Annotated in this window: 26 protein-coding genes; 9 read left to right on the forward strand and 17 right to left on the reverse strand. The window is 51.4% G+C overall.

Features of this window, described 5'->3' with window-relative positions:
- Nucleotides 1–582 (forward strand): poly-gamma-glutamate system protein (gene pgsW, locus VMT62_15035; protein HVN97742.1); only part of this gene is annotated, 582 nt, incomplete at its 5' end.
- A gap of 50 nt (nucleotides 583–632) precedes the next feature.
- On the opposite strand, the gene sucD is transcribed toward pgsW, so the two are convergent.
- The 6 genes from sucD to VMT62_15065 are packed head-to-tail and all read right to left on the reverse strand — an operon-like array spanning nucleotide 633 to nucleotide 5529.
- A complete protein-coding gene (sucD, locus tag VMT62_15040) occupies nucleotides 633–1517 on the reverse strand; it encodes a succinate--CoA ligase subunit alpha (protein HVN97743.1) in 885 nt (294 codons plus the stop codon).
- Between the two features lie 50 nt (nucleotides 1518–1567).
- Nucleotides 1568–2737 carry an ADP-forming succinate--CoA ligase subunit beta gene (sucC, locus tag VMT62_15045; protein ID HVN97744.1) on the reverse strand — a complete coding sequence of 390 codons (1170 nt, stop codon included), beginning with the start codon at nucleotides 2735–2737 and terminating at the stop codon, nucleotides 1568–1570.
- Nucleotides 2724–3311: a 2-oxoacid:acceptor oxidoreductase family protein gene (locus VMT62_15050; protein HVN97745.1), complete on the reverse strand. Its 588-nt coding sequence runs from the start codon at nucleotides 3309–3311 to the stop codon at nucleotides 2724–2726. The genes sucC and VMT62_15050 overlap by 14 nt, the downstream gene beginning before the upstream one ends.
- 1 nt (nucleotide 3312) lies before the next feature.
- Nucleotides 3313–4149 carry a 2-oxoacid:ferredoxin oxidoreductase subunit beta gene (locus VMT62_15055; protein ID HVN97746.1) on the reverse strand — a complete coding sequence of 279 codons (837 nt, stop codon included), beginning with the start codon at nucleotides 4147–4149 and terminating at the stop codon, nucleotides 3313–3315.
- The gene (locus VMT62_15060) at nucleotides 4149–5291 is read right to left on the reverse strand and encodes a 2-oxoacid:acceptor oxidoreductase subunit alpha (GenBank protein ID HVN97747.1); all 1143 of its coding nucleotides are present in this window, start codon (nucleotides 5289–5291) and stop codon (nucleotides 4149–4151) included. Before VMT62_15060 ends, VMT62_15055 begins: the two co-directional genes overlap by 1 nt.
- Before the next feature lies 1 nt (nucleotide 5292).
- The gene (locus VMT62_15065) at nucleotides 5293–5529 is read right to left on the reverse strand and encodes a 4Fe-4S binding protein (protein ID HVN97748.1); all 237 of its coding nucleotides are present in this window, start codon (nucleotides 5527–5529) and stop codon (nucleotides 5293–5295) included.
- Between the two features lie 82 nt (nucleotides 5530–5611).
- Between VMT62_15065 and VMT62_15070 the strand changes: the two genes are divergently transcribed.
- Nucleotides 5612–5863, forward strand: coding sequence for a hypothetical protein (locus tag VMT62_15070; GenBank protein HVN97749.1), 252 nt, complete (start codon nucleotides 5612–5614; stop codon nucleotides 5861–5863).
- Between the two features lie 61 nt (nucleotides 5864–5924).
- Here the strand turns inward: VMT62_15070 and VMT62_15075 are convergent, their stop codons facing one another.
- The 6 genes from VMT62_15075 to fusA form a co-directional block, all read right to left on the reverse strand.
- Complete coding sequence (locus tag VMT62_15075) at nucleotides 5925–6356, reverse strand: cytochrome c3 family protein (protein HVN97750.1); 432 nt, start codon at nucleotides 6354–6356, stop codon at nucleotides 5925–5927.
- Between the two features lie 31 nt (nucleotides 6357–6387).
- On the reverse strand, nucleotides 6388–8187 hold the full coding sequence (locus VMT62_15080) for an FAD-dependent oxidoreductase (protein HVN97751.1): 1800 nt from the start codon (nucleotides 8185–8187) through the stop codon (nucleotides 6388–6390).
- 128 nt (nucleotides 8188–8315) lie between these two features.
- Nucleotides 8316–9278 (reverse strand): HAMP domain-containing protein, encoded by a 963-nt coding sequence (locus tag VMT62_15085; GenBank protein HVN97752.1) that lies wholly within the window; start codon nucleotides 9276–9278, stop codon nucleotides 8316–8318.
- Between the two features lie 22 nt (nucleotides 9279–9300).
- Entirely contained in the window at nucleotides 9301–10107 is an 807-nt protein-coding gene (locus VMT62_15090) for a DUF4388 domain-containing protein (protein ID HVN97753.1), read from the reverse strand.
- A 419-nt stretch (nucleotides 10108–10526) separates the two neighbouring features.
- Nucleotides 10527–10970, reverse strand: coding sequence for a D-aminoacyl-tRNA deacylase (dtd, locus tag VMT62_15095; protein ID HVN97754.1), 444 nt, complete (start codon nucleotides 10968–10970; stop codon nucleotides 10527–10529).
- A 147-nt stretch (nucleotides 10971–11117) separates the two neighbouring features.
- The gene (gene fusA, locus VMT62_15100; GenBank protein ID HVN97755.1) at nucleotides 11118–13217 is read right to left on the reverse strand and encodes an elongation factor G; all 2100 of its coding nucleotides are present in this window, start codon (nucleotides 13215–13217) and stop codon (nucleotides 11118–11120) included.
- Between the two features lie 281 nt (nucleotides 13218–13498).
- Between fusA and rpmH the strand changes: the two genes are divergently transcribed.
- Genes rpmH through mnmE form a run of 6 tightly spaced genes read left to right on the forward strand, consistent with a single transcriptional unit; the run spans nucleotide 13499 to nucleotide 17920 of the window.
- On the forward strand, nucleotides 13499–13633 hold the full coding sequence (rpmH, locus tag VMT62_15105) for a 50S ribosomal protein L34 (GenBank protein HVN97756.1): 135 nt from the start codon (nucleotides 13499–13501) through the stop codon (nucleotides 13631–13633).
- A gap of 39 nt (nucleotides 13634–13672) precedes the next feature.
- Nucleotides 13673–14044, forward strand: a complete 372-nt coding sequence (rnpA, locus tag VMT62_15110) for a ribonuclease P protein component (protein HVN97757.1) — start codon at nucleotides 13673–13675, stop codon at nucleotides 14042–14044.
- The gene (gene yidD / locus VMT62_15115; GenBank protein HVN97758.1) at nucleotides 14041–14250 is read left to right on the forward strand and encodes a membrane protein insertion efficiency factor YidD; all 210 of its coding nucleotides are present in this window, start codon (nucleotides 14041–14043) and stop codon (nucleotides 14248–14250) included. The genes rnpA and yidD overlap by 4 nt, the downstream gene beginning before the upstream one ends.
- Before the next feature lie 12 nt (nucleotides 14251–14262).
- Nucleotides 14263–15879 carry a membrane protein insertase YidC gene (gene yidC / locus VMT62_15120; protein HVN97759.1) on the forward strand — a complete coding sequence of 539 codons (1617 nt, stop codon included), beginning with the start codon at nucleotides 14263–14265 and terminating at the stop codon, nucleotides 15877–15879.
- 9 nt (nucleotides 15880–15888) lie between these two features.
- Nucleotides 15889–16566, forward strand: a complete 678-nt coding sequence (gene jag / locus VMT62_15125; GenBank protein HVN97760.1) for an RNA-binding cell elongation regulator Jag/EloR — start codon at nucleotides 15889–15891, stop codon at nucleotides 16564–16566.
- The gene (gene mnmE / locus VMT62_15130) at nucleotides 16553–17920 is read left to right on the forward strand and encodes a tRNA uridine-5-carboxymethylaminomethyl(34) synthesis GTPase MnmE (protein ID HVN97761.1); all 1368 of its coding nucleotides are present in this window, start codon (nucleotides 16553–16555) and stop codon (nucleotides 17918–17920) included. The genes jag and mnmE overlap by 14 nt, the downstream gene beginning before the upstream one ends.
- A gap of 41 nt (nucleotides 17921–17961) precedes the next feature.
- Here the strand turns inward: mnmE and VMT62_15135 are convergent, their stop codons facing one another.
- From VMT62_15135 to VMT62_15155, 5 genes are all read right to left on the reverse strand, one after another.
- Entirely contained in the window at nucleotides 17962–18432 is a 471-nt protein-coding gene (locus VMT62_15135; protein ID HVN97762.1) for a surface-adhesin E family protein, read from the reverse strand.
- Nucleotides 18433–18510: 78 nt separating this feature from the next.
- Complete coding sequence (locus VMT62_15140) at nucleotides 18511–20658, reverse strand: PBP1A family penicillin-binding protein (protein HVN97763.1); 2148 nt, start codon at nucleotides 20656–20658, stop codon at nucleotides 18511–18513.
- On the reverse strand, nucleotides 20655–22388 hold the full coding sequence (locus tag VMT62_15145; protein HVN97764.1) for an adenine deaminase C-terminal domain-containing protein: 1734 nt from the start codon (nucleotides 22386–22388) through the stop codon (nucleotides 20655–20657). Before VMT62_15145 ends, VMT62_15140 begins: the two co-directional genes overlap by 4 nt.
- A gap of 223 nt (nucleotides 22389–22611) precedes the next feature.
- Complete coding sequence (locus VMT62_15150) at nucleotides 22612–23817, reverse strand: thiolase family protein (protein ID HVN97765.1); 1206 nt, start codon at nucleotides 23815–23817, stop codon at nucleotides 22612–22614.
- Nucleotides 23818–23978: 161 nt separating this feature from the next.
- Nucleotides 23979–25622: an AMP-binding protein gene (locus tag VMT62_15155; GenBank protein ID HVN97766.1), complete on the reverse strand. Its 1644-nt coding sequence runs from the start codon at nucleotides 25620–25622 to the stop codon at nucleotides 23979–23981.
- A gap of 319 nt (nucleotides 25623–25941) precedes the next feature.
- Here VMT62_15155 and VMT62_15160 point away from each other — a divergent pair.
- A partial coding sequence (locus VMT62_15160; GenBank protein HVN97767.1) for a helix-turn-helix domain-containing protein occupies nucleotides 25942–26262 on the forward strand: 321 nt, incomplete at its 3' end.

Raw genomic sequence — 26262 nt, forward strand, 5'->3', positions numbered from 1 at the left:
TTCCCTTCGCACTCGGTGGCAGCATCCATGGGAGGAAAGAATGATAGAGGCAAAGAGATGACCGAGAGCGGCCGTCGCACCATCACCCAGGCGATAGAGAGAAACGGCCTTTTCATGATTGAACCCTCCACGGTGAAAGGAGATATCGACGAACGAATGCGTATCTATTTCGACAGGAAGGTTCCAAAGGCCTACATAAACGTGGGTGGAGGACGGGCAGCCGTAGGCATACGACCCCTAAAAAGGCTGCTCAAGACTGGTCTTCTGACAACGAACCTACCCCTCGATAGAAAAACTGATTCTCTCATCGCCCGGTTTCTCAGACAGAATATCCCTGTCATACAGATTGATAATGTTACGGAACTCGCTAGAGAGTATGGACTACCGCTCACGCCCGCCGAAATGCCGGCTATGGGAGAGGGAAAGGTCTACTATGAGAAGGAATATAATCTCTGGCTCGCCGGCGGAGTTCTTCTTATGATCCTTTTTGGCCTTTTCGCGTTTATCCGTGCGGACTGGGGATTTCGCATGCTTGAGGCTTCGGGCAAACAAGAAGCAGGGCCGCCGGAGCCCATGATATAGACCCTTTTCGTCCCTTCGGACACATGAAAAAGCCTGCTTTTTGTCGATTGTCAGCGAGCCCGGAATCTGTCGATAGCGTGGGCCACGGTCTCGCCGATCTCAACGGGGTTTCTCACCACCGTAATTCCCGCCTCTTTAAGCGCCTCTATCTTAGAAGCGGCATCGCCCTTGCCGTTAGACACGACCGCTCCGGCGTGTCCCATGCGCCTCCCCGGCGGAGCGGTGAGGCCAGCGATGAAAGCAACTACCGGCTTTGTGATGTGCCCTTTGCAATAGATAGCTGCATCTTCTTCAGCGTTCCCCCCGATCTCACCGATAAGGACGACAGCCTCGGTGTCTTGATCTCGTTCAAACATCTCAAGAAGATCGACGAAGGAGAGCCCCACGATGGGATCGCCCCCTATGCCTACCGAGGTCGATTGACCGATCCCCATGCTCGTCAACTGGTCCACCACTTCATAGGTAAGGGTGCCACTCCTTGACATTATGCCAACCTTTCCGGGCATGTGGATGTATCCGGCCATTACACCTATTTTGCATTGCCCAGGAGAAATGATGCCGGGGGTGTTGGGGCCGATAAGGATCGTCTGTCTCGTCCTCACATACTGCTTCGTCACGACCATATCAAGTGTGGGTATCCCTTCGGTAAGACAGACGACCGTTTTAAGGCCCGACTCGACGGCCTCCATGATGGCATCTGCCGCGTATTGAGGGGGCACGAATATGGCAGAGGCGTCCGCTCCGGTTGAGAGCGCAGCGTCACGGACCGTATTGTACACGGGTATCCCCAGGATAGTGGACCCCCCCTTGCCCGGCGTGACTCCGGCCACGACCTTTGTGCCGTACTCCACCATTTGTTTTGTGTGGAACGCGCCCTCGCTGCCCGTAATGCCCTGGACCATGAGTCGTGTCCCATTGTCAACGAGTATGCTCATCTTCCCTTCATGCGTAGAGAAAGCATCATCTCAATAGAGAAACGACCTTTCTATCCTATGCTCCTTACGATCTCTCCAATTCTGGCCGCGGCTTCTCTTAAGTCCTTAGCCACGGTCAACGAGAGCCCCGATCCTGAGAGGATATTTCGTCCTGCTTCCACGTTGGTTCCTTCCAGTCTGACCACAATCGGCAGATCGATGATCATCTCGCGGGCCGCCTTGACGATCCCCTCCGCAAGCACGTCACAGCGCAGTATTCCCCCAAAAATATTGATGAAGATCATCTTCACATCCTTGTCATACAGGAGGATTTTCAAACCTTGTTTCACCATTTCACTCGTGGCCCCTCCGCCCACGTCAAGGAAGTTTGCCGGCTCAGCCCCGACAAGGCTTATCAGATCCATGGTGGCCATGGCAAGACCTGCGCCGTTTACCATGCAGCCCACGCTACCATTCATCTTGATGTAATTGAGGTGGTACTTCGATGCCTCCACCTCGAGCGGATTTTCCTGGTTTACGTCACGCAATCCTTGTATATCTCCCTGTCTGTACAGTGCATTATCGTCAAAGTTGAGCTTGGCGTCGAGCGCCACGAGTTCTCCGTTCTTTGTTATGGCAAGAGGGTTTATTTCCGCCAGGGAGCAATCTTTCTCGATAAAGAGTCTATAGAGATTCATAATCGTCCGGCCCGTCACGCCCGACAGTCCCTGATCAATGCCCAAAGCATAAATTATCCTGTTTACTTGAAACGGCCTCAAGCCAATCTGGGGGTCAATTGTTTCTCTCACGAGCTTCTCGGGATTCGTCCCAGCCGTCGTCTCGATGTCCACACCACCCTGAGCGCTCATAAGCACCACCGGACAGGCGCTTTCACGGTCTACAACTATCCCCAGATACAGCTCCTTCTGCGCATCAATTGCTTCTTCTATAAGGAGCATCTGCACCGGTTTACCGCAGGCTCCGGTCTGGTCCGTTGCGAGTGTGCCTCCCAGCATACGACGGGCGACCCCTCTCACGTCGTCGGCTTTTTCGACTGTCTCAATGCCGTGAGCCCTACCCCTGCCTCCTGCATGAATCTGCGCTTTGACCGCGTAGGGACCCTGGCCGATCTGTTGCGCAATACGAAAGGCTTCTTCCGGTGAGTTTGCAGCAGCGCCCCTCGGAACCCGTAAGCCATACGCATCAAGGAGCTTTTTGGCCTGATACTCATGTATCTTCATCTTCAAGCTCTTTGGGCGAGTCAGGAAAGGCGATCTTTTTAATCTTTGCTGCTATCGTCATGCCGGTTCTCAACGCATCCCGGTTAAGTTGTTCCGTGCCTTTAGGAACGCGGGCGAGCACGGCGGACTCAATGGCCCTCATTGATACCACGGGCGTAAGTCTGCTCAACGCTCCTAAGGCCACGATATTGGCAACCATCTCCCGTTTGAACTTCTCTCGGGCAAGGCGGGTGAATGGTATCTGGTACGCCTTTGAAACGGGTACCTGCTTTACGAGGGTAGAATCGACGATCAGAATGCCATCGGCTTTCAAATCCATGTAGTAATCGTCACAGGCTTTCTGGTTCATGGCCAGGAGGAGATCAAGCCGCAGGGCTTTGGGATAGTCGATTTCGCCGTCGCTAATTACCACTTCCGCCTTACTTGAGCCTCCGCGCGCCTCCGGTCCGTAGCTCTGGGTCTGGGCCACGTATTTTCCATCATAGATGCCGACTGCCTCCGCGAGGATAATGCCCATGAGAATAATGCCCTGGCCTCCGGAGCCGCTCAAACGTATGTCGTAGCGATAACCCATGCTATGGCTTCTCCGTCAGTTTCGCCCATTTTCTCACTTTTTCATATTCCTCCTCGTAAGCGGGCAGGTCTCTCTCAACGAGCACGCCAATGCGGAATTTGTCTCTTAACTCATCGCCCGTCATCTGTGTCGCCTTTTCAACGGGAACGGCATGGTCCCTCTGCCACTGCATCATTTCAACGGCTGAGCCCAGACGGTTAAGTCTCCCGTATTGCGTGTGGCAGTGAGAGATGACCTCAACTACGGAGAACCCGACTTTCGCGAAGGCACGCACCATGAGACTGTCCAGAAGTTTTGCGTGATAGACGGTCCCGCGGCCCACAAAAGCGGCCCCTGCCGTTACGGCAAGTTCCGATATGCTGAAAGCGTGCTCCACGTTCGAGTAAGTCGTGGTGGCAGACCTCGCCCCGTAGGGTGTGGTCGGTGAATATTGGCCCCCTGTCATGCCGTAGACGCTATTATTCACGATAATGGCGGTCAGGTCGATGTTTCTCCTGGCTGCGTGGATGAAATGGTTCCCTCCGATGGCAACCGCATCGCCATCCCCCATGATCACTATGACTTTGAGCGCAGGTTTTGCGAGTTTCACGCCGGTCGCGAAGGTGAGCGCCCTGCCGTGGGTGGTATGGAGCGTATTAAAATCCACATAAACCGGCAATCTGCCCGTGCAGCCGATGCCCGATACGAGAACGACTTCGTCCTGACTGTACCCTGTCTCATCTATTGCCCGGATGAGCGAACCGAGCATGATCCCTATACCGCATCCGGGGCACCAGACGTGGGGAAATTTCTTGTCGTGTCTCAAGTACTTGTGGATCAGTTTGGTAACCTCGGCCATCAGGAAACCTCCTTAATTCTGTTCATAATCTCCTGAGGTGTTATGATAGTCCCGTCCACTCTGTTGATCGTAAAGATTTTGGTGCCGTCCCTGTTGACCCGTTTTACCTCCCTTGATATCTGTCCCATGTTCATCTCAGGAACGATGACGATCCGGGAGGTCTTGAGCGCCTGTTCGACCTGAGTCCTCATGAAAGGCCATAAGGTGTTAAGCTTAAGAAGCCCCACCTTCACGCCCCGCGCGCGGGCATCAAGCACGGCCCTCCTGGCCGAACGGGCAACTGAGCCATAGGCAATAATCGTGATATCCGCGTCATCGGTTTCATAAAATTCCCCGATCTGCAGATCGGCAAAGTTCTGGCTTATCTTTCTGAAGAGCCTTCTGATGAACGGGTCAACCTCATCCGGCCTGGAAGTTGGAAAACCCCTTACATCGTGAGTAAGCCCGGTAACGTTGTACCGGTAACCGTCCCCAAAGGCGGCCATGGCCGGCACACCCCTCGGATTATCCTCATAAGGAATGTACCACTCGGGCGGCACGGTAGGCTTTACCCTGTTGAAGATCGTCATCCCCTCGCGATCCGATAGACTCACCTTCTCCCGCATATGGGCCACGACCTCATCAACAAGCAAAATCACGGGAATGCGGTATTTTTCCGAGAAATTGAAAGCAGTGATAGTCAGGTCATAACACTCCCTGACCGTGGAAGGGCAAAGCGCGATGACAGGGTGATCGCCATGCGTTCCCCAACGCGCCTGCATCACATCGCTTTGAGAGGGCGACGTGGGAAGACCGGTGCTCGGCCCACCCCGCATGGCATTGACGATAACGCAGGGGACTTCGGTGATCACGGCAAAACCGAGGTTCTCCTGCATAAGAGAAAAACCTGGACCGCTTGTGGCAGTCATCGACTTGACGCCCGCGAGCGACGCGCCGATCACAGCCCCGAGACTCGCAATCTCGTCCTCCATTTGAATAAACGTGCCGTCCACCCGGGGAAGTCTGACCGACAACAGCTCGGATATCTCTGTAGCCGGGGTAATGGGGTAGCCGGCAAAGAAACGGCATCCGGCCCGCAAGGCCCCTTCAACGATTGCCTCATTCCCCTGAAGCAGCAGTTCCTTCCGGTCTTTCTTTTTCAAATCAGTTTCTCACCTGCCCTGCGTCTTCTTTCTTCTTCTCCACAGTAATGGCAAAATCCGGGCATCTTATCTCGCACCAGCCGCAGTTAATGCATTTCTGTGGCTCTTTAACATAGGGATATCCGCCTTCGTCGCGGTCAAGAACGCCTGTGGGACAAAAAGCCGCACAAATCCCGCAGGCCTTGCACCATGCCCGATAAATATCTATTTTTGGAAGGTCTCTTTTCTTCTTCTGCACAGCACCATCACGCCTTTCAGTGTACAGGCTAAGATGATTGATCTTGTCTGTCAAGTTTTTTCAATGAAGGGATGAAAAGATCGTGACCAAACCGCTCCTCATGCTCCTCGAAAGCACTTTATCGGTTTTGCCATCGCGCAGCTTTCGCATTGCTCTTAGTCAGATCCAGTCGGATAAGAGGCTTCACGCGTTCACTGCTCTGAAGAGGGCGCAAATCGAGGCTTTCATGAAGCTCAAGTGGCAAGGGATTGCCAATCCAGCGCCCCGGTATTTCACAAAAATAAGAGTCGCCATACTCGATACTTCCACCCTGACTGTGGTCACTGAGAGATAACAGGAAAGAACTGAACCCTTCCCGGTTATCGGTCTGTCAAGATCTTGGTATCGCTCACCCGCTATTTATTGTGACACTGCGCGCAATTCGTAAAATTATTCTTGTGATGACACGTATAGCACCACTCTACGTCCGGCTTGGGAATGGCGGCAAGCGCGGCGGCCGTGGGCGGAAGCGGATGGGCCTGGTGGCAATTGGTGCACCCCGGAATCGCCTTCGCATCTTTCGAGTCATGGGGCACAAACCGGTGCGGGTTGATCTTCTCGCCGCTCGGCGCCAGATAGCCGGGACTTGCCGTTGCGAGCTTGTCGAAAGGCCCGTGACAATCGAGGCAGGCCTTTTGGGAATCCATAGAAGCGGGGGGGTTGGCCTGCGGAGCCGCGGTCGGAGCCGTTGTTGCCGCCCCGGCCCCTGTGAACCATGCCTGACTCATGATAACCATGAGGACTAAGAGGGAGCCTATACAGGATAATTCGAATAGTCTTTTTTTCATGCCTTTTCTCCAGGATGCGTTTGGCAATAAACTACATGGCCTTTTCCAGCGCTGCATTTTTGCCGGCTATGTACCCCTGACATATGGCCCGGGCCAGGCCGTGTTGACTGAAGCCTCCAGCCGATTCCCCGCCGCAATAAAGACCCTGAATCACCTGGCCGTTCATGTCCTGCACCTGGCATTTGGCATTGATCCTTAAACCGGCGCGGGTATCGTGGACCACAGGCGTTGCCCAGCCCGCGTAGAAGGGAGGCCTGGCAATCTTATACTTAGGCGCGGGTTTACCGAAGTCCTCGTCCTTGCCTGCATCGACGAATGAGTTATATCTGGCCACAGTCTCTTCGAGATTGCCTCTCGGCATAGGAACCCGCTGATACTTCATAACGATCTTAGCCGCCAGTTCGGCGATTGAATCTGCTTTGAAAAAGAAACCGGCGTCTGAATCCACGTTTGGCGAATTCGGGCTCCATCTCTGTCTCGCCACAGCGTCTGAGTCAAAGATCGCCCAGATGGGGCCGCCGCCGTTCTTCCCGTCGCCGATCCCGGCAAGTGCTGCATTAATGAAATTGCTTGGACTGTACTTTACATTGGTCGCATTCAGATAACTGCCCTGTACATACGGATTTATCTGTCCCGCATTGTTCGCGGTAAACTGATCTGAAGTCTCATCGTAGAATCGTTTGCCCAGCATGTTGACGAGAATAAGGTTCTGCCAGTCGGCAACCGGCAATCCCGATGCCCGGGCAAGTTTGAACACGGCGCTGCCAGGCATCCACCGCAGGTTCCGGTAATTGTACTGGCATCCGATGGTGCCGGGCTTGGTAATATTCGACCCGAATTCTCCGGTCTGATTGTAAAGCCCCCAGAGCGATGCCCCGATTGCCATGGCCGCAAGCTCACCGGACGCATCCTGGTCCGACCAGGGCATGCCTGAAAGGCCGCAATATTCTTCCGTCAAGCGAGGATCGAACATCCGCCGGAAATTCACGTTGCCTGTGGAGCCACCCGAGGCGATGATCACGGCTTTTTTGGCCCGAATGTTTAACTTCTTGCCCTTATTGTCCACAGCCACCCCGAGGACCCTTCCCGTGCTCGACCCCTCGCGATAAATCGACGTCATCTTATGCTCAAGCAAGATCTGGACACCCGCCTTTTTGGCCGCTACTTCCAGCGGCCTCATAAGCCCGTTACCGGTAGAAGTCGTAGCCCTGACGGTAAAATCAGCGGGCACGCCTGTTTGGACCATGGGCCAGTCCATTGCCGCTGCGTGCATCTCGCGGGGCACCGAGTTTCCCACCGAGGTTCCTCCGAGCGTGTCCGGGGCCCTGTTGACGAAGACAACCCCGTGAGCCAGAAGCCATTCGAAGCTTGAAGCGCTGTTGTCGGCAAAGGCACGGATGATCTCCCGATCGTTGTACCGGTAATCGGGAAATCCGTTGGGCTGAACAACGGACCAGTCGGTCAAATCCTCGAAGAGAATGTCCGGCGAATCCTTGATGCCAGCCTTTTTCTGCACGCTTGTACCGCCGCCGAGCGGAATATTACCGCCGCTTGTTATTGCGTGACCACCGATGTCAAAGGCCGCTTCCACGAGGATCACCCGAGCTCCGGCCTCGCGAGCCACAATTGCAGCCGGGAGTCCCGTTGCGCCCGCTCCGATTACGACCACATCGGCTTCCTTGTTCCACTTTATCGAGTATCCTTTGGCCTTGGCGGATGCACTGCCTGATGGAATGAGGTTTGCGACGGTCAAGGCACTTGTGGCGACAGCGGTTCCTTTGAGGAACTGGCGCCGACTGATCCCTTTGTCTTTTTTTTCTTCCTCTGACATGTCACTCCTCCTTTCGATACTTCTCATCGCTTAAGCACGAAATGAGCTTCCTTTGCAATTATAGGGCGTGCATCTGTTTTTGACAACCTGGGTCGCCAAAACCCGTTTCAGATAATGAAACTCCCTCACTATCTCTTCTTCTTGAGCCGGTCGATGGCGATCTTAATGCTCGCCCGCATCCTTTCAATCGACTGGGCGAGAATTAAGACTTCACCCCTGGCTTTTACGTCTATGGACGCATTCAAATCGCCCATGCTGATCGTATCGGCCGCCTCCGATAAACGGCGGATCGGACGTATCACCCAAAAACAGTAGACATAAATCACCGCAAACAGGATAAGAAAGATGGCGATGAGAACATAGATTAAAAGAGCGAATTTCTTGTTGTGCTGTGCGGAATACGTACGCGTAAGGTCGCTTATCCTCGCCTCGATGGCCCTCGATGGTTTTGAAAACTCCTCGGTCCAGGCGGTTGCGGCAATAGAAAAATTGGTACCCTTTACCGGGGTGATCCACAAATACTTACCCCTTGTCTTCCCACTCGTATCGGTCCATTCATAATAGCCGCCTGCGCCGGCCCCGGCGATCGCAGCGTTAACGATTTTCACAAAGCTCGGACCCAGCTTATCGTACAACTTAGTCGCGTCGGAATTCATGAATTCGGGATCAGGATGGTAGCGGATAATGTTGTTGTTATCACAGACCACTATATACCCCGTCTCTCCGACCTTCTGGGTAAGGATTTCTGTGAGCGTTGCGTCGCTATGTGCAAAGAGCCTTTCCGCCGGCATGGCCCGCCGAAAAGATTTGATGTAAATCTCAAGTTGCCTGGCCACGTCTTCGGCCTGCTGTTGGATAAGCTTTTCGCCTAACTTGTTCACATGGTTCGCAGAATCTTTGAGGCTCGCCGCTCCCAGTTCGTTCACGCTGTCAAGCCAGATGCCTTTGACGCTTGCGAAATGAAAATTTCCGATATCTACATTCAAAAAAAGTATGCACCCCATACATAAGAAGGCCAGGAAGACAGGGACAAGAATTCCCATGATCAATCTGAATAGTAGTCCTTCCCATATCTTATCCTTGGTCATCATAATGAATTCTCCCGCATAAGGTTTATTTCAGTTCCTCGACAAAAGGCTCCATCACGAGTCTGACAAAAGAGGTTCTTTTCGACGTATCAGCGATCTGTCCCCCCACCGACTCCACAAAAAGGTGGAGGCGATCCTGAGGAAAAGCGTCTTTCGACTCCCCGAAATCCTCAAGGGCCTCGTCAATAATGATGGGGGCGAGCGGCCCAATGATCCTTGTCAGCTCCGTTTGAAAAACAACAAAAAAATCTCCCTGCACGGTCGGTCTTGTTTTCACTGTCTCGGCCATGTCCTTTTCGGACGCCTTCTCCAAAAGCCCGTCCTGGACCATTTTGTACATGATTTGAGACGTCTCAAAGATATGTAATTTCAACCCCGCGGCAACCTCAGAAACCGCCCTGGTGCCGTCGCACAAGGCCAGAATGCTCCATTGTATGGCCTTAATGTGCTTCTCCTCGGAGCCGTCGCCCAAAGAAAGCCGGTAAACGGTGTTGGAAGAGGGGATTAATTCCCTGATCCTCTCCCATTCGTTCTCCCGACTTCTCCATATGGCGAGCAGTTGCTCGGTAGGCATGTATACAGTCTGTTCTTCCATCGCGGCTTGCCGATCGAACGAGGCAAACCCTGTATCCCATTCCATCATGGCAAGAATCGCTTCTTCTCCAGAGAAGGAACCAGTCTTGCCATGGACAATGCTACCCTCTTCTATATAAAGTTCACCCGCGTTGTCTCCCTTGATCGCCAGCATGCCGGATGAATTTTCATCCAGTAGAGGCTTTATGAGCTCGAAGAGTCTCTTCTTGGAGAGATCGCCAACAAAATCATTCGACATGAGGGTCTCCTTTTCTGTGATTCCATTCCGCTGAGCATCTTAAAAACACAATCATAATCAAGGTCTCGTCTCTCTCGAGGGTTCTCGCATCTGCAATACCTGAGCACTGTGGCGTCGAAGTTTGATTCCGTGTGAGCGGATTTCATACCGATGTTGACAAACAGTGCTGATGAAGGACACAAGCGTATAGGATGCAAATAGGATAATGTCTTCGCTATGCTCAACAAAGTTGTACCTAATAGAACTCAAATATAAACAAACCGAAGAAAAATACAAGTCTTTTTTGGAATTATTTCTGAAAAAAAGCTGCGGCTTTTCATGCCCTCGGCCAATTGTGCGAATGGCCGGTGGGAAGAGTTGCACATGAATGTGCCCCACCTCGCGCCGAAAAGAAAAAACCTTTTGGGCCACGCCTCTATCTATGACTTGGAATCAAGAATGATCGTGACAGGGCCTTCGTTGATAAGCGAAACGTCCATATGCGCCTGAAAAATGCCGCTCTCAACGCGGAGCGCTTTTTCACGCGCTTTCTCTACGAACAATTGAAAAAGCGCCCTCGCCTCTTCCGCTCCCATGGCCTGGGAAAATGATGGGCGTCTACCCTTCGAGCAATCGCCGTAAAGGGTAAATTGGGACACTAACAGGAGTTCTCCCCGGACGTCGAGGACGGAACTGTCGAACTTGCCATCTTCCCTCTCAAATATCCGCAAATGAACGATCTTGTCGACCATCCATGGGATGTCCACGGAGGTGTCTGCTTGAGCAATGCCGAGCAGAACAAGAAGCCCTGGCCCAATACTCGCGACGATCTTTCCCTTAACTTCTACACGCGCCTCTTTCACCCTCTGAATCACAGCCCGCACTTCCGACTCCCTCGTAAACACGTATAGCCTAACGTGAAGGGTCCTGCCTAAGCAGGACCCTTCCCTATTACACCGATTATTTCATGGCCTATCTCTTGCCCGTGGGCGCTATGCTTACGCCCGTGGCATTATACACTCAAACGTTTCTCACTGCTTTTCAGTCAATTCCTTTTCTTTTCTCGCTGCTTCAATGATTTTTTCTGCTATCTGTCCGGGAACTTCCTCGTAATGATCAAATTCCATGGTGAAGGTTCCCCTGCCGCCTGTCATTGATCTTAAGTCAGGTGCGTACCGCAGGATCTCCGCCATAGGCACAGTAGCCTTGACCACCTGGTTGTTTCCTCTGCTTTCAACACCTATAATCTTACCTCTGCGGGAGTTCATGTCACCCATGATATCACCCATGTTCTCATCGGGGACGATAACCTCTATTCTCATAATCGGTTCGAGCAGGACCGGTTTACACTGCTCAAGACCTTTTTTGAATCCCATGGATGCCGCGATTTTGAACGCCATTTCCGATGAATCCACGTCGTGATAGGAACCGTCGTAAAGGGCCACCCTAAAATCCACTACGGGATAACCGGCGAGCATGCCCTGGTTCATTGCTTCCACAATACCCTTTTCAACGGCCGGTATGTACTGCCTCGGAACCGAACCGCCGACCACCTTGTCGACAAATTCGAATCCCGTGCCCCGGGGCAGCGGGCCGATTTCTAGCCAGGTGTCTCCGTACTGTCCTTTGCCGCCCGACTGCTTCTTATACTTCCCCTGTACCTTGGTTGTTCCCTTGATGGTTTCCTTGTAAGGGACTTTGGGCTCTTTCAGCTCGACTTCCACGCCGAACTTCCGCTTCATCTTCTCAACGATGACTTCGATGTGGACCTGCCCCATGCCTGAGAGAATGAACTCTTTTGTCTGTTCATCCCGTGAATACCTTATGGTCTGATCTTCTTCGATGAGTCGCGCAAGGGACGTATTGAGCTTATCTTCGTCGCCTTTGGCTTTCGGCTGCAGTGAAAATGATATAACGGGGGAGGCAAGCGTTACGCTTTCATATCGGATAGGCGCTTTTTCATCACACAGGGTGTCGCCGGTGCCTGTCTCTTTGAGTTTTGCAACCACGGCAATATCGCCTGCCTGAGCCAAGCCGGCGGGCTTTTGTTTCTTGCCTACAAGGTAGAAGATCTGGCCGATTCTTTCTTTTTCATCCTTTGTGGAATTCAACACGGTCATATCCGGATGAAGTTCTCCGGAATAGACCCTGAAAAGGGTGAGCTTGCCCGCAAAAGGGTCCGTAAATGTTTTGAATACGAAGGCACTGAAGGGTTTACTGACCGACATTTCTTTCGCCATCTTTTCACCGGTCTTCACATTAATACCTTCCACCTCTTTTCGATACGTGGGAGGCGGGAAGTATTTCACGATATCATCAAGTGCCTTTCCGATGCCGATATTCTTTGCAGCGGAGACACACATGACCGGTGCGATCTTGCGGGCAAAGATGCCTGTCCTCAAACATTGCTCCACCTCGGCGTCCTTGATCTCATCTCCGTTCAGATAACGCTCCATAACCTCATCGTCAATCTCTACAGCAGTCTCGACAAGCTTTTCTCTATATTTTTTGGCCTCATCGAGATATTCCGGCGGAATATCGACGATATCAAATCCGCCCGAAAGATCGTTCTTATACACGCACGCTTTCATAGAGAGAAGATCGATGACCCCCTTAAAATCCTCTTCTATTCCCATGGGGACCTGGAGAACAAGAACTGTCTTGTCGCTGAAACTCTTCTGAATATCTTCTAAGGTCCTCGCAAAATCGGCCCTTTCCCTATCCAGCTTGTTAATGAGAAGACAAACCGGTACGGCGAACTCGTTGGCATACTCCCAGACTTTCTCGGTCTGAACTTTCACCCCCGAAACGGCGCTCACTACGATGATCGCGCCATCCACAACCCGCATACACAGTTTGGCGTCGGAGATAAAATTGTCGTCGCCCGGGGTATCGAGCAGGTTGATCTTATTCTTGCCCCACTCAAAACAGGCGAGGGAGGACGAAATAGTGATCTTTCTTTCTATTTCTTCAGGTTCATAATCCATAAGGGACGTGCCGTCGTCCACGCTGCCGAGTCTCGTATTCTCTCCTGCGAGAAAAAGCATGGCCTCCACTATTGACGTCTTGCCTTCTCCTCCGTGGGAAAATATGCCGAGATTTCTTATCGCGTCAGGCTCATACTTTTTCATTTAAACTCCTTTCGAGCATTAAGAATCCATGAAATCGAGTGAATGTAACATTTCTTTCCGTTAAAAATCAAGAACTAAAGCAACTAGTTGAACGCGTCAACGCGCCATCAGTGACCCCTGATGGAAACGAACAGAAACACCCGTTCTTTTTCATCCCCGCCATGTCCCGGCCATGCGTGTGGCAGTGGCCCATGATAGCCACGATGCATCGGTATTTATTGACTCTTCTCAGTTTTTATGGTTTAGTAATACTTCCAAAATTTGATTGAGGTGATAAGATTATGAAAAGGACGTACCAACCTCACAACAAAAGCAGAAAGCGGACGCACGGCTTCCTTGTGAGAATGAGAACTGCCTCGGGCAGAGACGTGATACGAAGAAGGCGGGCAAAAGGGAGAAAGAGTCTCACCGTTTAGTCCTACGGCACTGAAAGTTATGGTGTATAAAGTTTTTTGATGGTATCTGACACGGTATTTCGTTTTCAGAAGAACGAAAGGCTCAAAAAGGGGGATTTCCGTGGCGCGCAATGGGTAAAGCGCTCAGAAACAGCCCTCTTCTCCCTTCTCATTCGCAAAAACACGTATGGATCGAAACGGATCGCCGTGGCCATTCGCAGACAGGTCGGTAAAGCGGTCATCAGAAACAGGATGAAGCGGTTAATAAAGGAATGCTTTCGATTGCGCAAAGAACTTTTCGCGGATGGCTGTGACAATCTGGTAAAGGTGAAAAGAGTGCCGCAAAGACCCGATTTCGAGGCCGTGTGCAAGGAAATAAGCGCTCTATCTCACACAGGGAATGCGCCCGGGAACAGAACTATTACATCATGAAAACAATCGCGGTTTATCTGATAAAGCTTTACGGAATATTGATCTCGCCTTATGTTCCCACCGAATGCAGGTTTTATCCCACCTGTTCCTGTTACACGGCTGAAGCAATTGAAAAGAAAGGCATCTGGAAGGGTATTCTGTTAGGTTTGAGGAGGATTCTCAAGTGCAATCCCTTGTTTCCTGGCGGATACGATCCGGTGAAATAACGGAGGTATCGAATGGACAAACGCACTATAGTGGCACTGGGATTAATCATGGTTCTGATTTTTGTGTATCAGGCTTACTTTATACCCAAGGAAACTCAAAAGCAGCCTCCCGCACAGACCCAGACCCAGACTGAGCCCCTTTCAAAGGATCAGAAGAACGAGATTAAGGAAACAAAAAAAGAAACACAGACCCAAAAAGCGTTCCCGACAAAAACGGAATCTGTCTCCAAGGTGGAAAAAAAGATAGGAAGGACCTTTACCGCAGAGACGCCTTATCTGAAAGTGACGCTCGGTGATCTGGGCGGGGGCATCATCAGTGTGAAGCTCAAGAAATACAGAGAGACGGTAAAGGGCACGAGCAGCAAGGAACTCGTTGAAGACATCAAACCCTATGTTTACATACCTCAAGCGTCTCTGAGACCGGCCGCTGGAGCTTCAGCGGCAAGCGACGCCACCTATTTTCAAGCCGACAAAGAAAGCGTAACGGTTAAGGACAAGCCCGAAACGATAACGCTCTCGGGCACCCTTGAGAACGGCAGTAAAATCAAAAAAACGTATACGTTTTATCCGGATAATTACGTCATCGACGTGAAAATAGAACCCGAAGCGCCTACTGCCGACACCGTGTACTACGATTTGGCCCTGCTCGACACCAAGAAGGAGTCGAGCTTAATCTTTAAGGGTCCACTTGTGTATAACGGTAAGCTCGAGCAGATAACCAAAATTGATCAAACTCAGCAATTTGAAAGGAATTATACGTACGCCGGTTTTGACGAAGGCTTTTTTGCCTGCCTCTTTATTCCTGAGGGTAACACCAAGCCTCAGCTTTCGATTCTCAAGACGGAGAATCAGATACCGGTGCTGAGACTCGGCGCGGAAAAAGGCGCTTTCATGGGCAAGCTCTATTTTGGTCCGAAACAGTCAAGCGTTCTGCAGAGTCTTAACGTGCATGCCGAGAAGATCGTTTACTTCGGATGGTTCGATATTATCGCCAAACCGCTTATACTGGGACTCAACCTCTCAAATCGAGTCACCCATAACTACGGCATCGATATCATCCTCCTTACCATACTTATCAAGATAATCTTTTACCCGTTAAGCGTGAAAAGCTATAAGAGCATGAAGAAGATGCAAGAATTGCAGCCGCTGGTCAAGAAGCTCAAAGAAAAATACCCGAACGACAAACAAAAACTGAACCAGGAAATGATGGACATCTATCGGACGCGGGGCGTCAATCCCATGGGCGGGTGTCTCCCCATGATCATTCAGTTACCGGTCTTTTTCGCCCTTTACAAGGGCCTTTGCGGGGCAATCGAGCTTCGTCACGCCCCCTTTATGCTCTGGATCAATGACCTTTCCGCGCCCGAGGACCTGTTCTCCTTCCCCGTAGCCGGCTGGGTGATCCCTGTGAGAATTCTCCCGTTAATTATGGGAGTAACACAATTCATTCAACAAAAAATGACCCCAACGGCCGCCGTTGATCCGATGCAGGAAAAAATGATGCTCCTCATGCCCATTGTTTTTACCTTCATATTCTGGAACTTCTCATCAGGACTTGTGCTCTACTGGTTGGTCAATAATGTAATCTCAATCGGACAGCAGTATTACATCAACAAGAAGGTGACGTAAGGAGGCCATATGGAGTTTATTGAAGTCGAAGGAAAAACCTACGAAGAGGCTATCAAAAAGGCTTCTCTGGAACTTGGCGCCGACGAAAGAGACCTCGACATTGAGGTGAGGGAGGTGGATACCAAGGGTATACTGGGGCTACTCGGAACCAAAAAAGTGAGGATTACTGCAAGGATCAAGGATAAACAGCAGGATTCGCCTGAGGAATTCGGCATAAAGTTCCTGAACGAGTTCGGTGAGCGCTTCGGGTTGTCCCTGAACGTAAAGGTCTCCCAGATCAGCGAGAAGCTTGACAGGATACTCTTTCTTATCCAGTGCAATGATGGGGATATCTTGATCGGCAAAGATGGCGAAATTCTTGAGAGTCTTCAGCATATCCTGAGGCTCGCCATCGCAAAGAAGTTCAAACAAGATCTCAAAATAATAGTAGATATAAATGGTTACAGAGAAAAGCGTAAAAAAGATTTAACTATCATGGCTAAGCAACTGGCAAATAAGGTTAAACGTACCGGTAAGGGAATAAAAACGGACCCCTTGAACCCTTACGAAAGAAGGATTATTCATACCCTCTTTAAACACAACCGGAATATTACTACCAAGAGTGAGGGCGAGGGGCACACAAAAAAGGTACTCATCTCCCCCTCGGGGAATAGCGCGAATACCCGTGGAGTTCATGGAAGACGCTGATACGATCTGCGCAATTTCCACACCATCCGGCCAGGGCGGAATCGGGATCATCCGGATAAGCGGCGAACGCGCGCATCTTATCGGAAAACAAGTCTTTAAACCGCAGAATCGAAGGAAAAAGTTCATCTCGCACAAGCTCTATCTGGGGCACATCACTGATCCGGCTCACGGCGATGATCTTGACCAGGTGTTGGTCGCCTTTATGGAAGCGCCTCACACGTACACCCGGGAACACATGACTGAGATACATGCCCACGGGGGTTATCGGGTACAACAGGCCATATTGAAACTTATCCTGGAACATGGCGCACGTCTCGCCGAGCCGGGAGAATTCACAAAAAGGGCTTTCCTCAACGGAAGAATCGACCTCGCCCAGGCAGAGTCAGTGCTCGATATCATTCACAGCGAGACCGAAGAGGAACTTCACTATGCAATACAGTACCTTCGGGGTGATCTTTCAAGAGAAATACGAAGGTTTGGGCGGGCCTTACGGGACGCCCTTGCGGCCACAGAAGCCTTGATCGACTTTCCAGAAGAGGATATCGATGTGGATCTCGATGCTGCTTTCAGACCTCTTAAGAAGATTAATACCGACATTCAAAGACTCATTGATACTTTCTACGAGGGCCAGGCCATGAAGCAGGGTTTCGAGGTGCTCGTCACGGGCAGGACTAACGTGGGCAAATCGAGCCTTTTCAATGCGCTCCTTCTCAAAGACAGGGCGATTGTCACGCCCCTCGCCGGCACCACCCGCGACCTTATCGAAGATACGCTCTATTTGAAAGGCATCAAGACAAGAATAATAGACACGGCGGGCATCAGGGAACCAACGAACGTAGTCGAGGAAGAAGGGATCAACCGGGTAAGGCAAAAGGTGTCCGAGGCGGACCTCATCATTTGGCTTCTCGACGGTTCGCAGCCGTATTCATGCGAGGACGAAGAGGTCTTTCGCTCCATCGGCAAGAGAAAGTGTCTTGTAGTGATCAACAAGACGGACCTGCCTCAACTGCTCGAAAGAGATATGATTTCCTCTAAGGAATACCAATGGATTGAAATATCGGCGCTCAAAGACATTGGCCTCGATGTACTCAAAGACCATATTTTTGAGAGACTCACGGGGGGAGCGAGAAAAGACAAGGCTCTGCTCATCACCAACATGAGACACAGGGATGCTCTCGCGAGGGCGCGGGAGAACATCGAAAGAACACTCGTTCTCAAAGAGCATGGCGACCCCATGGAATTTATGGCCCTGGAGCTTCGCGAAGCGATCGATCACCTTGGGGAGATCACGGGCGAGGCCTGCAAGGAAGAGATTCTCACCGAAATATTCAGCCGGTTTTGCATCGGAAAATAGTCTGCTTCAAACAAAAGGCAAGCCCCGCAAACACCATTCTGTCACTTTGCCGGTTCTTTGTCAGGTCTCTTATCCTGTGGTTTCGGTTGCTTCTTTTCAAAGCAAAGCTGATCACGAAGTATCCCCATGACCGAATCGAGGGTAAAAGAAGCCCATGGCGCATTGTCAATTATAACCTCGTTCGGCGCCTTGCCCGCATCGTCATATTCCGTAGCGGAAAGAACCCGGTATCTACGCGAAGAGCAGTTGATCTCCATGCGTGTGATCTTCTTGTCGGCTTCTTCGCGTCCCGGCCAGGTCGCGGTCATCCTCTGCGTGAACCTCACTATCTCTTTCTGCGGTTTTTGAACGGCTGACGTGTCAATATAGTACCTCTCCGTTACCGTCAGGCCCTCTTTTTCTGTGTCAGCCTGGTAATATAAAGTCCACTCCGCGGCCCACGTCAAACGAAAGACGCACGAGATCAGGATCCCAAAACATATCATACCGGCCGTCTTTAACAACGAGTTCATAAGGACTCCTTTCATGGGGCTCAATTCATAGAACCTTAGTGTAACGCTTTTGGCGAGCAAATGACAACACTAAATGATCTAGCGGAGATACTGATTCGGGTCTGTCGCAGCGCCAGCGGGAGCGCCAAAATCATCCGAGGGAAAGCGTGGAAGGGCCGACGCCATGAAGCTCATCCATATAGGCAGACACACGCGGGCACCGCTCTCTCCTCTACCAAGCGAGGATCTTTCATCGAAGCCAACCCAGACGCCCGTCACAATCCGCGGAGAGTAACCTATGAAGAGGGCGTCATAATAATTACTTGTGGTCCCGGTTTTCCCTGCAATATGATATCCCAGCTTGGAGGCGACCCCCTTGGCCGTGCCATATTCAACCGGGCCCTTCAAAAGGTAATTCATCTTGGCCGCCACGTCCTCAGGGATGGCTCTTTCCCGCTCAACCCCATTTTCTTCAAGCACGTTGCCCTGTATATCCTCGATCCTCTTTATGAAGATGGGCCTTATTCTTTCTCCTCCGTTGGCAAACGCGGCGAAGCCTTTCACGAGATCAAGAAGGGTGAGTCCCGATGTGCCGAGTGCGATGGAGAGATTGTCTTCGAGGGGTGCGTCGATACCGAGCTCAGTCATAGTTTCTTTGACTGCGCCGATGCCTATATCTTCAAGCAGTTTTACCGTAGCAGCATTTTTCGAATAGGCAACGGCGTCTTTCACGCTTATCTGGCCCTGGTATTTGCCGTCGTAGTTCTTCGGCGTCCAGGTCTTTCCGGAACCCATGGGGTACTGTTTGGGTTCATCGGCAATCATGGAGTCCGGTTCGTAGCCTTTCTTGAGTGCAGTTACGTATATGAAAGGTTTGAAGGCACTTCCGGACTGTATTTTCGCAGATACAGCCCTGTTGTAAGGACTCTTCTCAAAATCTCTACCCCCGATCATGGCGTAGACATAGCCCGTGGACACATCCATTGAGAGGAGCGCCCCCTCGACCTTAAGGGTCCGAACGGGCGTAAAGGTATAGCCGGCGCCTTTTTTTTCCGTGCCCGTGTACATGCCCTTGACCACATCGCCCGGTCTAAAAGGAAAAACGCTCATTTGCAGCGTACCCTTCTGTTTGCCCGCATAGACGTGGTACCCTTCCTTTATCCGCTCCGAGATCAGGAGATTGTAGATTTTTGTGCTCTCAAGTCCCGTCAATTTGATGTCCTTTTCCTCTGAATCCGTAAAATTATCCCATCTTCCTCTTGCCACCCGAAACAAAACCGCGTATTGCCCCTGTCTCTGTTCATAGACCGTGAGCCCTCGCTTCACTGCGTCTTCGCCCGTTTTCTGGAGCGCACTGTCAATGGCCGCGTAGATTTTAAGCCCCTTACGCGAGAGCACACCCCTGCCGTATTTTTCCTCAACGTAGTGATAGATGAAGTCTTTGTAGTAACTTCCCGAGAATACCCCGTCATCTTCCCTGATGGACACCTTCTCTTTTAATGTATTCTTCCTTGTCTTGTCGTTAATAAAACCCTTCTCAAACATCTGGTTGATCACGTATTCCTGGCGTATACGGGCGTTACCGGGGTGTTTCTTCGGGGTATATCTTGATGGTGCCTGCACAATTCCCGCGAGAAGGGTCGATTCAGCCCTCGATATTTCTGATACGTGTTTGCCGAAATAGACCTGCGACGCTGCTTCCACACCATATACGCCCTGCCCCATATACACATTATTCAGATAGAGATTGAGGATCTCTTTTTTTGTCAGGGAATTCTCCAGGCGATATGCGAGGATAGCCTCTTTGGCTTTCCTCGCCATGCTCTTTTCAGGCCCCAGTATGAGGGACTTGATGACCTGCTGCGTGATCGTGCTCCCACCCTGGGCGAGCTTCCCATAGGCCACGTTCTTCACGAGGGCCCTGATGATCCCGAGAGGATCCACAGCCCCGTGTTTGAAGAATTCAGCATCTTCCGCTGCCAGAAAGGCGTCCTTCACGTGCTGCGGAATGGCATTGTAGGGGACATAGATGCGCTCGTCAGGCACGAAAAGATACGCGAGCCGGTCATTAGTATCGTAGACGCTGCTTACCGGTTTGTTTTCCAGATGCTTGAGCACGTTCACGGAGGGTATACCGTTTAGAAGGTACCCGATAGTACCGGCCGAAAGAAGTATAAGCGAGCAGATGATGAGCCACGCAAGGTAAACGTAGCGCGGTCTTTTCTTTAGGTTCTTCTTCTTTTTCAAAATACGATAGCGGCCTTCTTCACGTCGTATACACCGGAGACGGTTAGCCTCAGTTCTATGATGGTCGTAAGCGTCAGGTAGGTGATCGTCAAGAATGGGTCCTGGAGCGCGCTTCCTCTATCCTTCATGATATCATTCACCGCGGTTATCCTTTCGGCCACGTCCTTTATCTTCAAATGAGACATGGTAGCACCGATCGGCAAGTCCAATTTATATATCATTTTTCCCTGATCTGCAAGCGCGATGCCTCCACCCATGTCGAGCACGGCGTTCGCCGCTTTCGCCATGTCCTCGTCGTCAAAACCGAGAACGAGCAACCCGTGAGTCTCGTGCGCCACGCTCGTAGCGATACCCCCTATGGATGCGCCTAATCCCCTCACGAATCCCCTGCCCCAGTGTTTTTTGTCCCTTCGCGTATACAGGGCCCCTCTCACGTCATGAGCCTTCTCAGGCAGAAGATACCTTCCGCCATCGAGAACCAGATCGACCCTGCCCGTCACGGTCTTGTCCTTCACATCAATCACGGGAACAGGACCGTCGAATCTGCGCTCAATCCGGAATTCATCAGTTCGGATGTTATCGAAGACGAAAGGGTTATGTTTGTTTCTCATGGCAGGGAAAGGGGTTGATTGAATGAGCAGGTCACCATCCCTCGCGGCAATCCTTCCTTTTTCGATGACAGTGCCCGGCGTAGTGTTAGTAATGTCGTCGAGCAGAAGAATATCGGCTACCCTTCCAGGTGCGATGCTGCCAACCTCTGTGTCCACTTTAAGATAGCGCGCAGGATTCAACGTTGCCATTTTTATCGCATCAATCGGGCTCAGGCCGTTTCCTATTGCCTCCTGAATGATGAAATCCATGTAGCCTTTTTTCAACAGATCATCGGCAAACATGCCGTCTGACACGAGCATCAATGAGTCTTTGGGCAACGTTTTGGCCGCGGTGCACAGTTCTTTCAGGTCACTCCTGATGGAGCCATGCCTGATCATCGTATACAGGCCGAGTCTTACCCTGTTTTTCAAATCATCGATGGTAATAGACTCATGACACGACGTAATACCCGCTGCGACAAGTGCATTCAATTTATCGTAAGAAGCGCCAAGGGTATGACCTTCGACGTTCTTACCCAGTGACCTGGCCATGAGCATCTTTTCAAGTATGCTTTCCTCATGCCTCAAAATCCTGACCCATGAAGAGAGTTCACTCATGGCCACGCATTCCCGATAATTCGAAAAAAGCATACGAATATCGTCCATTGAGAATAGTTCTCCACCCTCTACGTCCGGATAGGGAGGGTAGGTAGCCGGAACACTCCACAGGTATTTCAAGGCGAATCCGTTGCTCACCCCCAATACTTCGACAAAGCCCTTAACGCCTATTGAATCGACCATATCCTGGGAATCGGAAAAAACCGTAGTGGCCCCCCTGGTTACAGCAAACTCCGCGAAGGTGGATGGATTGTAAAAAAGATCCGCGTGACCGTGACCGTCCACATAACCCGGCACGGCGAGCTTTTGCCCGCCCTCTATCACCGCGGTTTGATTTCCAGTCCGAGGCTTTTTCTCGCCTACGTAGGCTATCCAGTGTTTGTATACCCAGATGCAACCCTTGAAAATATTACCACTGAAAACATCGAGAATGTCTACGTCTTTTACGAAAAGATCGGGCGCCACCTCACCCAGTGAAACCTGTACTAGTCTTTTCAAATCCTCAAGGGTCTTCTCTATCATACTCGTCCTGGGTCGCTTAACAGAAGTGATTATACGCGAAGACGGTCTGACTTGCAATTCCGGCCGGGAAGACCGGGCATTTTGGCAGTGCCAACGTGCAAGCGGTTCTTGTGCCCTCTTCCTTGAATGCAAATAACAGGGAGAATTTTGGAAGGCGCTCGTATCTTCATGATCGCAAGGGGGGTCTACCCCCTTGCGATCGGCAATCCTTCTTTGGTCTTACCTACCCAACCTTGAGAATTAACGCAGCTGCCGTGTCACCCGCAGCGCACCCCGTGACCAGGCCGTATCCGCCGCCCAGGATCACGAGTTCTTCGATGAGCTCGCATACGGCGCGACCGATGGTCGGGCCCTGCGGATGGCCGTAGATCAGCGACGATCCATTGTTGTTCATCTTCATGAGGTCGTAACCGGTCTTTTTGGCGAAGGCAACGTCGTTTACCGCAAACGGGTTATGGGTCTTCACCGCTTTTATGTCGCTGATCTTTAACTCCGCATTGGCGAGGGCCATTTCTGAGGCGGGGATCGGCGCGGATGGCATAAACATTGGCTTGACCCGGGCAAAACCGTAAGAAACGATCTGTATTTCAGTTTTAGGGTCTGTGCTCACCTCTTTGGCCTTGTCCCGGGTAGTCACGATAATACCGCAATTGCCATCAGCAGGGAATGTTTGCGCGCCGAAGCTTAAGACCCCGCCGGCCACAACGGGTTTTAGTTTTGCAAGCCCTTCTGCCGTTGTCGGGGTCCATCCTTCATCTTCTTCCAGGAGCTTTTTCTTCTTCTTGGTCACAGTGACCTCAGGTGCAAACATGTAGCGTTTCTGGAACGCCCTATCATTGCTTAAGGCTTGCTGATATTGCTCGAAACGCCTGAGTACTGCGACATCGCATTCCTCTTTGGTAATACCCATCTCCGCCGCCACGTTCTCGGCGGTCTGCACCATAGCAGCACGATGACGGGGAGTTCCGCTGAAGTTGTCCATGTTCCAGTCCTCTCTCTCCGGCTGTCCTCCGGGTCCCAACGGATCAGCCCATGTCGTGTGCGGCCCGTTGGAGCATCGGTCGGCCATGAGTCCGAACGCCATATCGTAAACGCCGAGTTCCAGATCCTTGGCCGCGAGATTGAGAATCGTGGTGGATGTGGAGCAAGCCTGATTGACAAAGAGGCCCGGGACAAATTTCTTGTCGTCTGTCAGCATGGCCCCGGCCCAGTTGTGAGCGCAGAACCAGTGGTTTTGGGCAACAGTGCTCCCTACAAACAGGTAGTCGATAGCCACAGGGTCCCTCTTCAGCTTCTCTAAAAACCATCTTCTCGCAGTGTTTGCCCCCAGTTCAATCGCATTGTCGTACTGCATGCCGCCCTGCCAGCGACTGAACGGCGTGGAGTAGTAACCTCCGTATGGTATGTACGCCTTTGTGTAACGCTTCATATCATCTCCTCCTTTGTTTTATTCTCGTTATGCTTTAACCCCCATGGCCGACACCCACTACTGCTTCTGATAGGTGCCCTGTCCATGCGATGGTCATGTTCCGAAAGGTCCGCCCTATTAGACTCATCCGGACTGGACGGCGCGGAATAAACATATCCCCGTCAACCCTCGACCCGTTTCTTAATGTCTTCCCGCAATGCCTTCTTGTCCACCTTTCCTACCTTGGTCACAGGCAACTCGTCCAAGAACTCTATCCTCTCAGGGAGTTGCTGTACCGATGCGCCCTTTGCTTTGAGGAAAGCGATGATCTCATCGCTTGAGAGCGCAGCGCCTGCCCTTAAGGTCACGTACGCGCAGATCCTTTCTCCGAGGACCGGATCGGGCATACCCACGACCGCAGCGTCGCGGATACCGGGATGGTCACACATCCTGTTTTCTATGTCGAGCGCGCTGATCTTCTCGCCTCCGCGGTTAATAATATCCTTGATCCTGCCCGTTATGGTGATATTTCCGAAGCGGTCTTTTCGCGCCTTGTCTCCTGTTTTGAAAAATCCCTGAGGCGTGAAGATCTCCCGGTTCTCTTCTTCTGACGCGAAATATCCCGTGAACACGCCCGGACCTTTGGATACCAATTCCCCCTCAACGCCGAAAGGTACTTCGCTCCCCGCTTCATCGATAACCTTGATACTGTCATATGGACAGGCGGGTCTGCCGACGCTGTTGCAGATAACATCCATAGGATCATCAGGTCTCGTGCACATGTTCGTGCCCTCGGAAGAGCCGAAGCCGTTAATGAAAACGCACTTGAGTCTCTCATAAACCCTACGGACAAGCTCAGGTGTACTGGGAGCCCCTCCGATCGATATCTTCTTGAGAGAAGTCAGGTCATACTTCTCGAGACCTTCCATGTTGAGGATCCTTGTGATAAGGGCGGGGACCGAAGGGATGGCCGTGACTCTTTCCTTCTCTATGCGCTCGCAGAGGTCCTCGGGACGGGTCGAATCGATAAGCACGAGCTTCGCACAGTTAAAGAAAGCAGCCCCGATACCCCAATGCATTGCCATGCTGTGTCCTACCGGCGTGGCCACGAGAATCGTGTCGTCGCTCGTAATTTCCCAGGCCCTTGAATGATACTCCACATTGGTGATGTAAGAGTTATGCGTCCTGACGCTCGCTTTGGGAAGACCGGTCGTGCCGCCTGTCGGCATTATATGAGAAACCTCGTCTGGATCCGGCCGCCTGTCCTTAAGTACTTGCAGGCTCTCCGCCGTCACTTCGGCTTTTTCTATCATCTCGGTCAGGCTCAAATACCTCTCGTTTCTTCCGTCTCGTAATTGGATAATGTGCCGGAGCTGGCCATTCTCTTTTAGTACATCGTCGATCACGGGTTGATAATCCATCTTGCCGTACCGACCCGGAAGCACCCAGGCCACCGGTTTTGTTAAGGCACACATGTGATTGACTTCGGACTGGTTGTGTCTTGGGATAAGCAGGACTGTCAGAGCGCCGATCTTCTGCATAGCAAAGAACGCCAGAACATATTCATGCCAGTTGGGAAACTGCAAAAGAACCCAATCGAGCGGCTTGACACCAAGATTAATAAGGCTTACGGCAAGGCGATCCACCTTGTCCCGAAGTTCACCGTAAGTCCAACTGCCCGTGTCGTCAACGAGACCGATTTTACCGGGATAGAGATCCGTGGCCTTGTCAAAGATGTCCCCCCAGGTCATCCCAAGCCACCACCTCATCCTGTTATACTTTTCCCGATCCTCCTTCGCGTAGTCCGTAAAGCCCTTTATCGCCATAGCGGTTCCTCCGGGACACGAAGCGCAGGCGGTCGCCTCTCACGCGCACGCCTTTAAACAGGAAGCAGGTAACCTTGCGTTGCTGCACCCAATAATTTGAGGAAAAACTTTTGGTTCCATCTAATGAAATAAATGTTCATTGCATGATAGTACCATTTCATTTTTTCTTTGTCAAAACATAATGACAAGAAAAACTCGTTGCATTTTCGGGGCAGTATTATATATGACATCGTCAACCATGATATACAGCAATTTCTCTTGACAAACCGCGGCGTTTCCTGCTAATTGTATGAAAAGCCATTTCACCAGGTGAAACATCATGGAACGCGATAAGGAAGAAGCCTTCTACAACAGGTCGTTGGAAAGAGCTCTGCAGATAATGCTTGCCTTTAGTATGGAAGAGCAGGCGCAGAGCCTGGCACAACTCGCAGAGACGTTGGACTTGCCGAGGGCTACGGTGTTGAGACTCTGCTCCACGCTCTTGAAATACGATTTCCTGAGGCAAGATCCTGAATCGAAGCGATACTCCTTGGGCTTGAGATTATTCGAACTGGGTAGCGTGGTCTTCTACTCCTTCTCCTTAAGAAAAACGTCCTCCCCATATTTGGGGCAACTCCATCAGAAGCTCGGCAAAACAATA

The organism is Syntrophorhabdaceae bacterium (assembly GCA_035541755.1).
Classification (GTDB): domain Bacteria; phylum Desulfobacterota; class Syntrophorhabdia; order Syntrophorhabdales; family Syntrophorhabdaceae; genus PNOF01.

What these genes read in the sequence shown, in the direction of transcription:
- sucD (HVN97743.1), bottom strand. Translation starts at nt 1,517, where the DNA reads ATGAGCATACTCGTTGACAATGGGACACGACTCATGGTCCAGGGCATT.
- sucC (HVN97744.1), bottom strand. Translation starts at nt 2,737, where the DNA reads ATGAAGATACATGAGTATCAGGCCAAAAAGCTCCTTGATGCGTATGGC.
- VMT62_15050 (HVN97745.1), bottom strand. Translation starts at nt 3,311, where the DNA reads ATGGGTTATCGCTACGACATACGTTTGAGCGGCTCCGGAGGCCAGGGC.
- VMT62_15055 (HVN97746.1), bottom strand. Translation starts at nt 4,149, where the DNA reads ATGGCCGAGGTTACCAAACTGATCCACAAGTACTTGAGACACGACAAG.
- VMT62_15075 (HVN97750.1), bottom strand. Translation starts at nt 6,356, where the DNA reads ATGAAAAAAAGACTATTCGAATTATCCTGTATAGGCTCCCTCTTAGTC.
- VMT62_15080 (HVN97751.1), bottom strand. Translation starts at nt 8,187, where the DNA reads ATGTCAGAGGAAGAAAAAAAAGACAAAGGGATCAGTCGGCGCCAGTTC.
- VMT62_15085 (HVN97752.1), bottom strand. Translation starts at nt 9,278, where the DNA reads ATGATGACCAAGGATAAGATATGGGAAGGACTACTATTCAGATTGATC.
- VMT62_15090 (HVN97753.1), bottom strand. Translation starts at nt 10,107, where the DNA reads ATGTCGAATGATTTTGTTGGCGATCTCTCCAAGAAGAGACTCTTCGAG.
- fusA (HVN97755.1), bottom strand. Translation starts at nt 13,217, where the DNA reads ATGAAAAAGTATGAGCCTGACGCGATAAGAAATCTCGGCATATTTTCC.
- rpmH (HVN97756.1), top strand. Translation starts at nt 13,499, where the DNA reads ATGAAAAGGACGTACCAACCTCACAACAAAAGCAGAAAGCGGACGCAC.
- rnpA (HVN97757.1), top strand. Translation starts at nt 13,673, where the DNA reads ATGGTATCTGACACGGTATTTCGTTTTCAGAAGAACGAAAGGCTCAAA.
- yidD (HVN97758.1), top strand. Translation starts at nt 14,041, where the DNA reads ATGAAAACAATCGCGGTTTATCTGATAAAGCTTTACGGAATATTGATC.
- yidC (HVN97759.1), top strand. Translation starts at nt 14,263, where the DNA reads ATGGACAAACGCACTATAGTGGCACTGGGATTAATCATGGTTCTGATT.
- jag (HVN97760.1), top strand. Translation starts at nt 15,889, where the DNA reads ATGGAGTTTATTGAAGTCGAAGGAAAAACCTACGAAGAGGCTATCAAA.
- mnmE (HVN97761.1), top strand. Translation starts at nt 16,553, where the DNA reads ATGGAAGACGCTGATACGATCTGCGCAATTTCCACACCATCCGGCCAG.
- VMT62_15135 (HVN97762.1), bottom strand. Translation starts at nt 18,432, where the DNA reads ATGAACTCGTTGTTAAAGACGGCCGGTATGATATGTTTTGGGATCCTG.
- VMT62_15145 (HVN97764.1), bottom strand. Translation starts at nt 22,388, where the DNA reads ATGATAGAGAAGACCCTTGAGGATTTGAAAAGACTAGTACAGGTTTCA.
- VMT62_15150 (HVN97765.1), bottom strand. Translation starts at nt 23,817, where the DNA reads ATGAAGCGTTACACAAAGGCGTACATACCATACGGAGGTTACTACTCC.
- VMT62_15155 (HVN97766.1), bottom strand. Translation starts at nt 25,622, where the DNA reads ATGGCGATAAAGGGCTTTACGGACTACGCGAAGGAGGATCGGGAAAAG.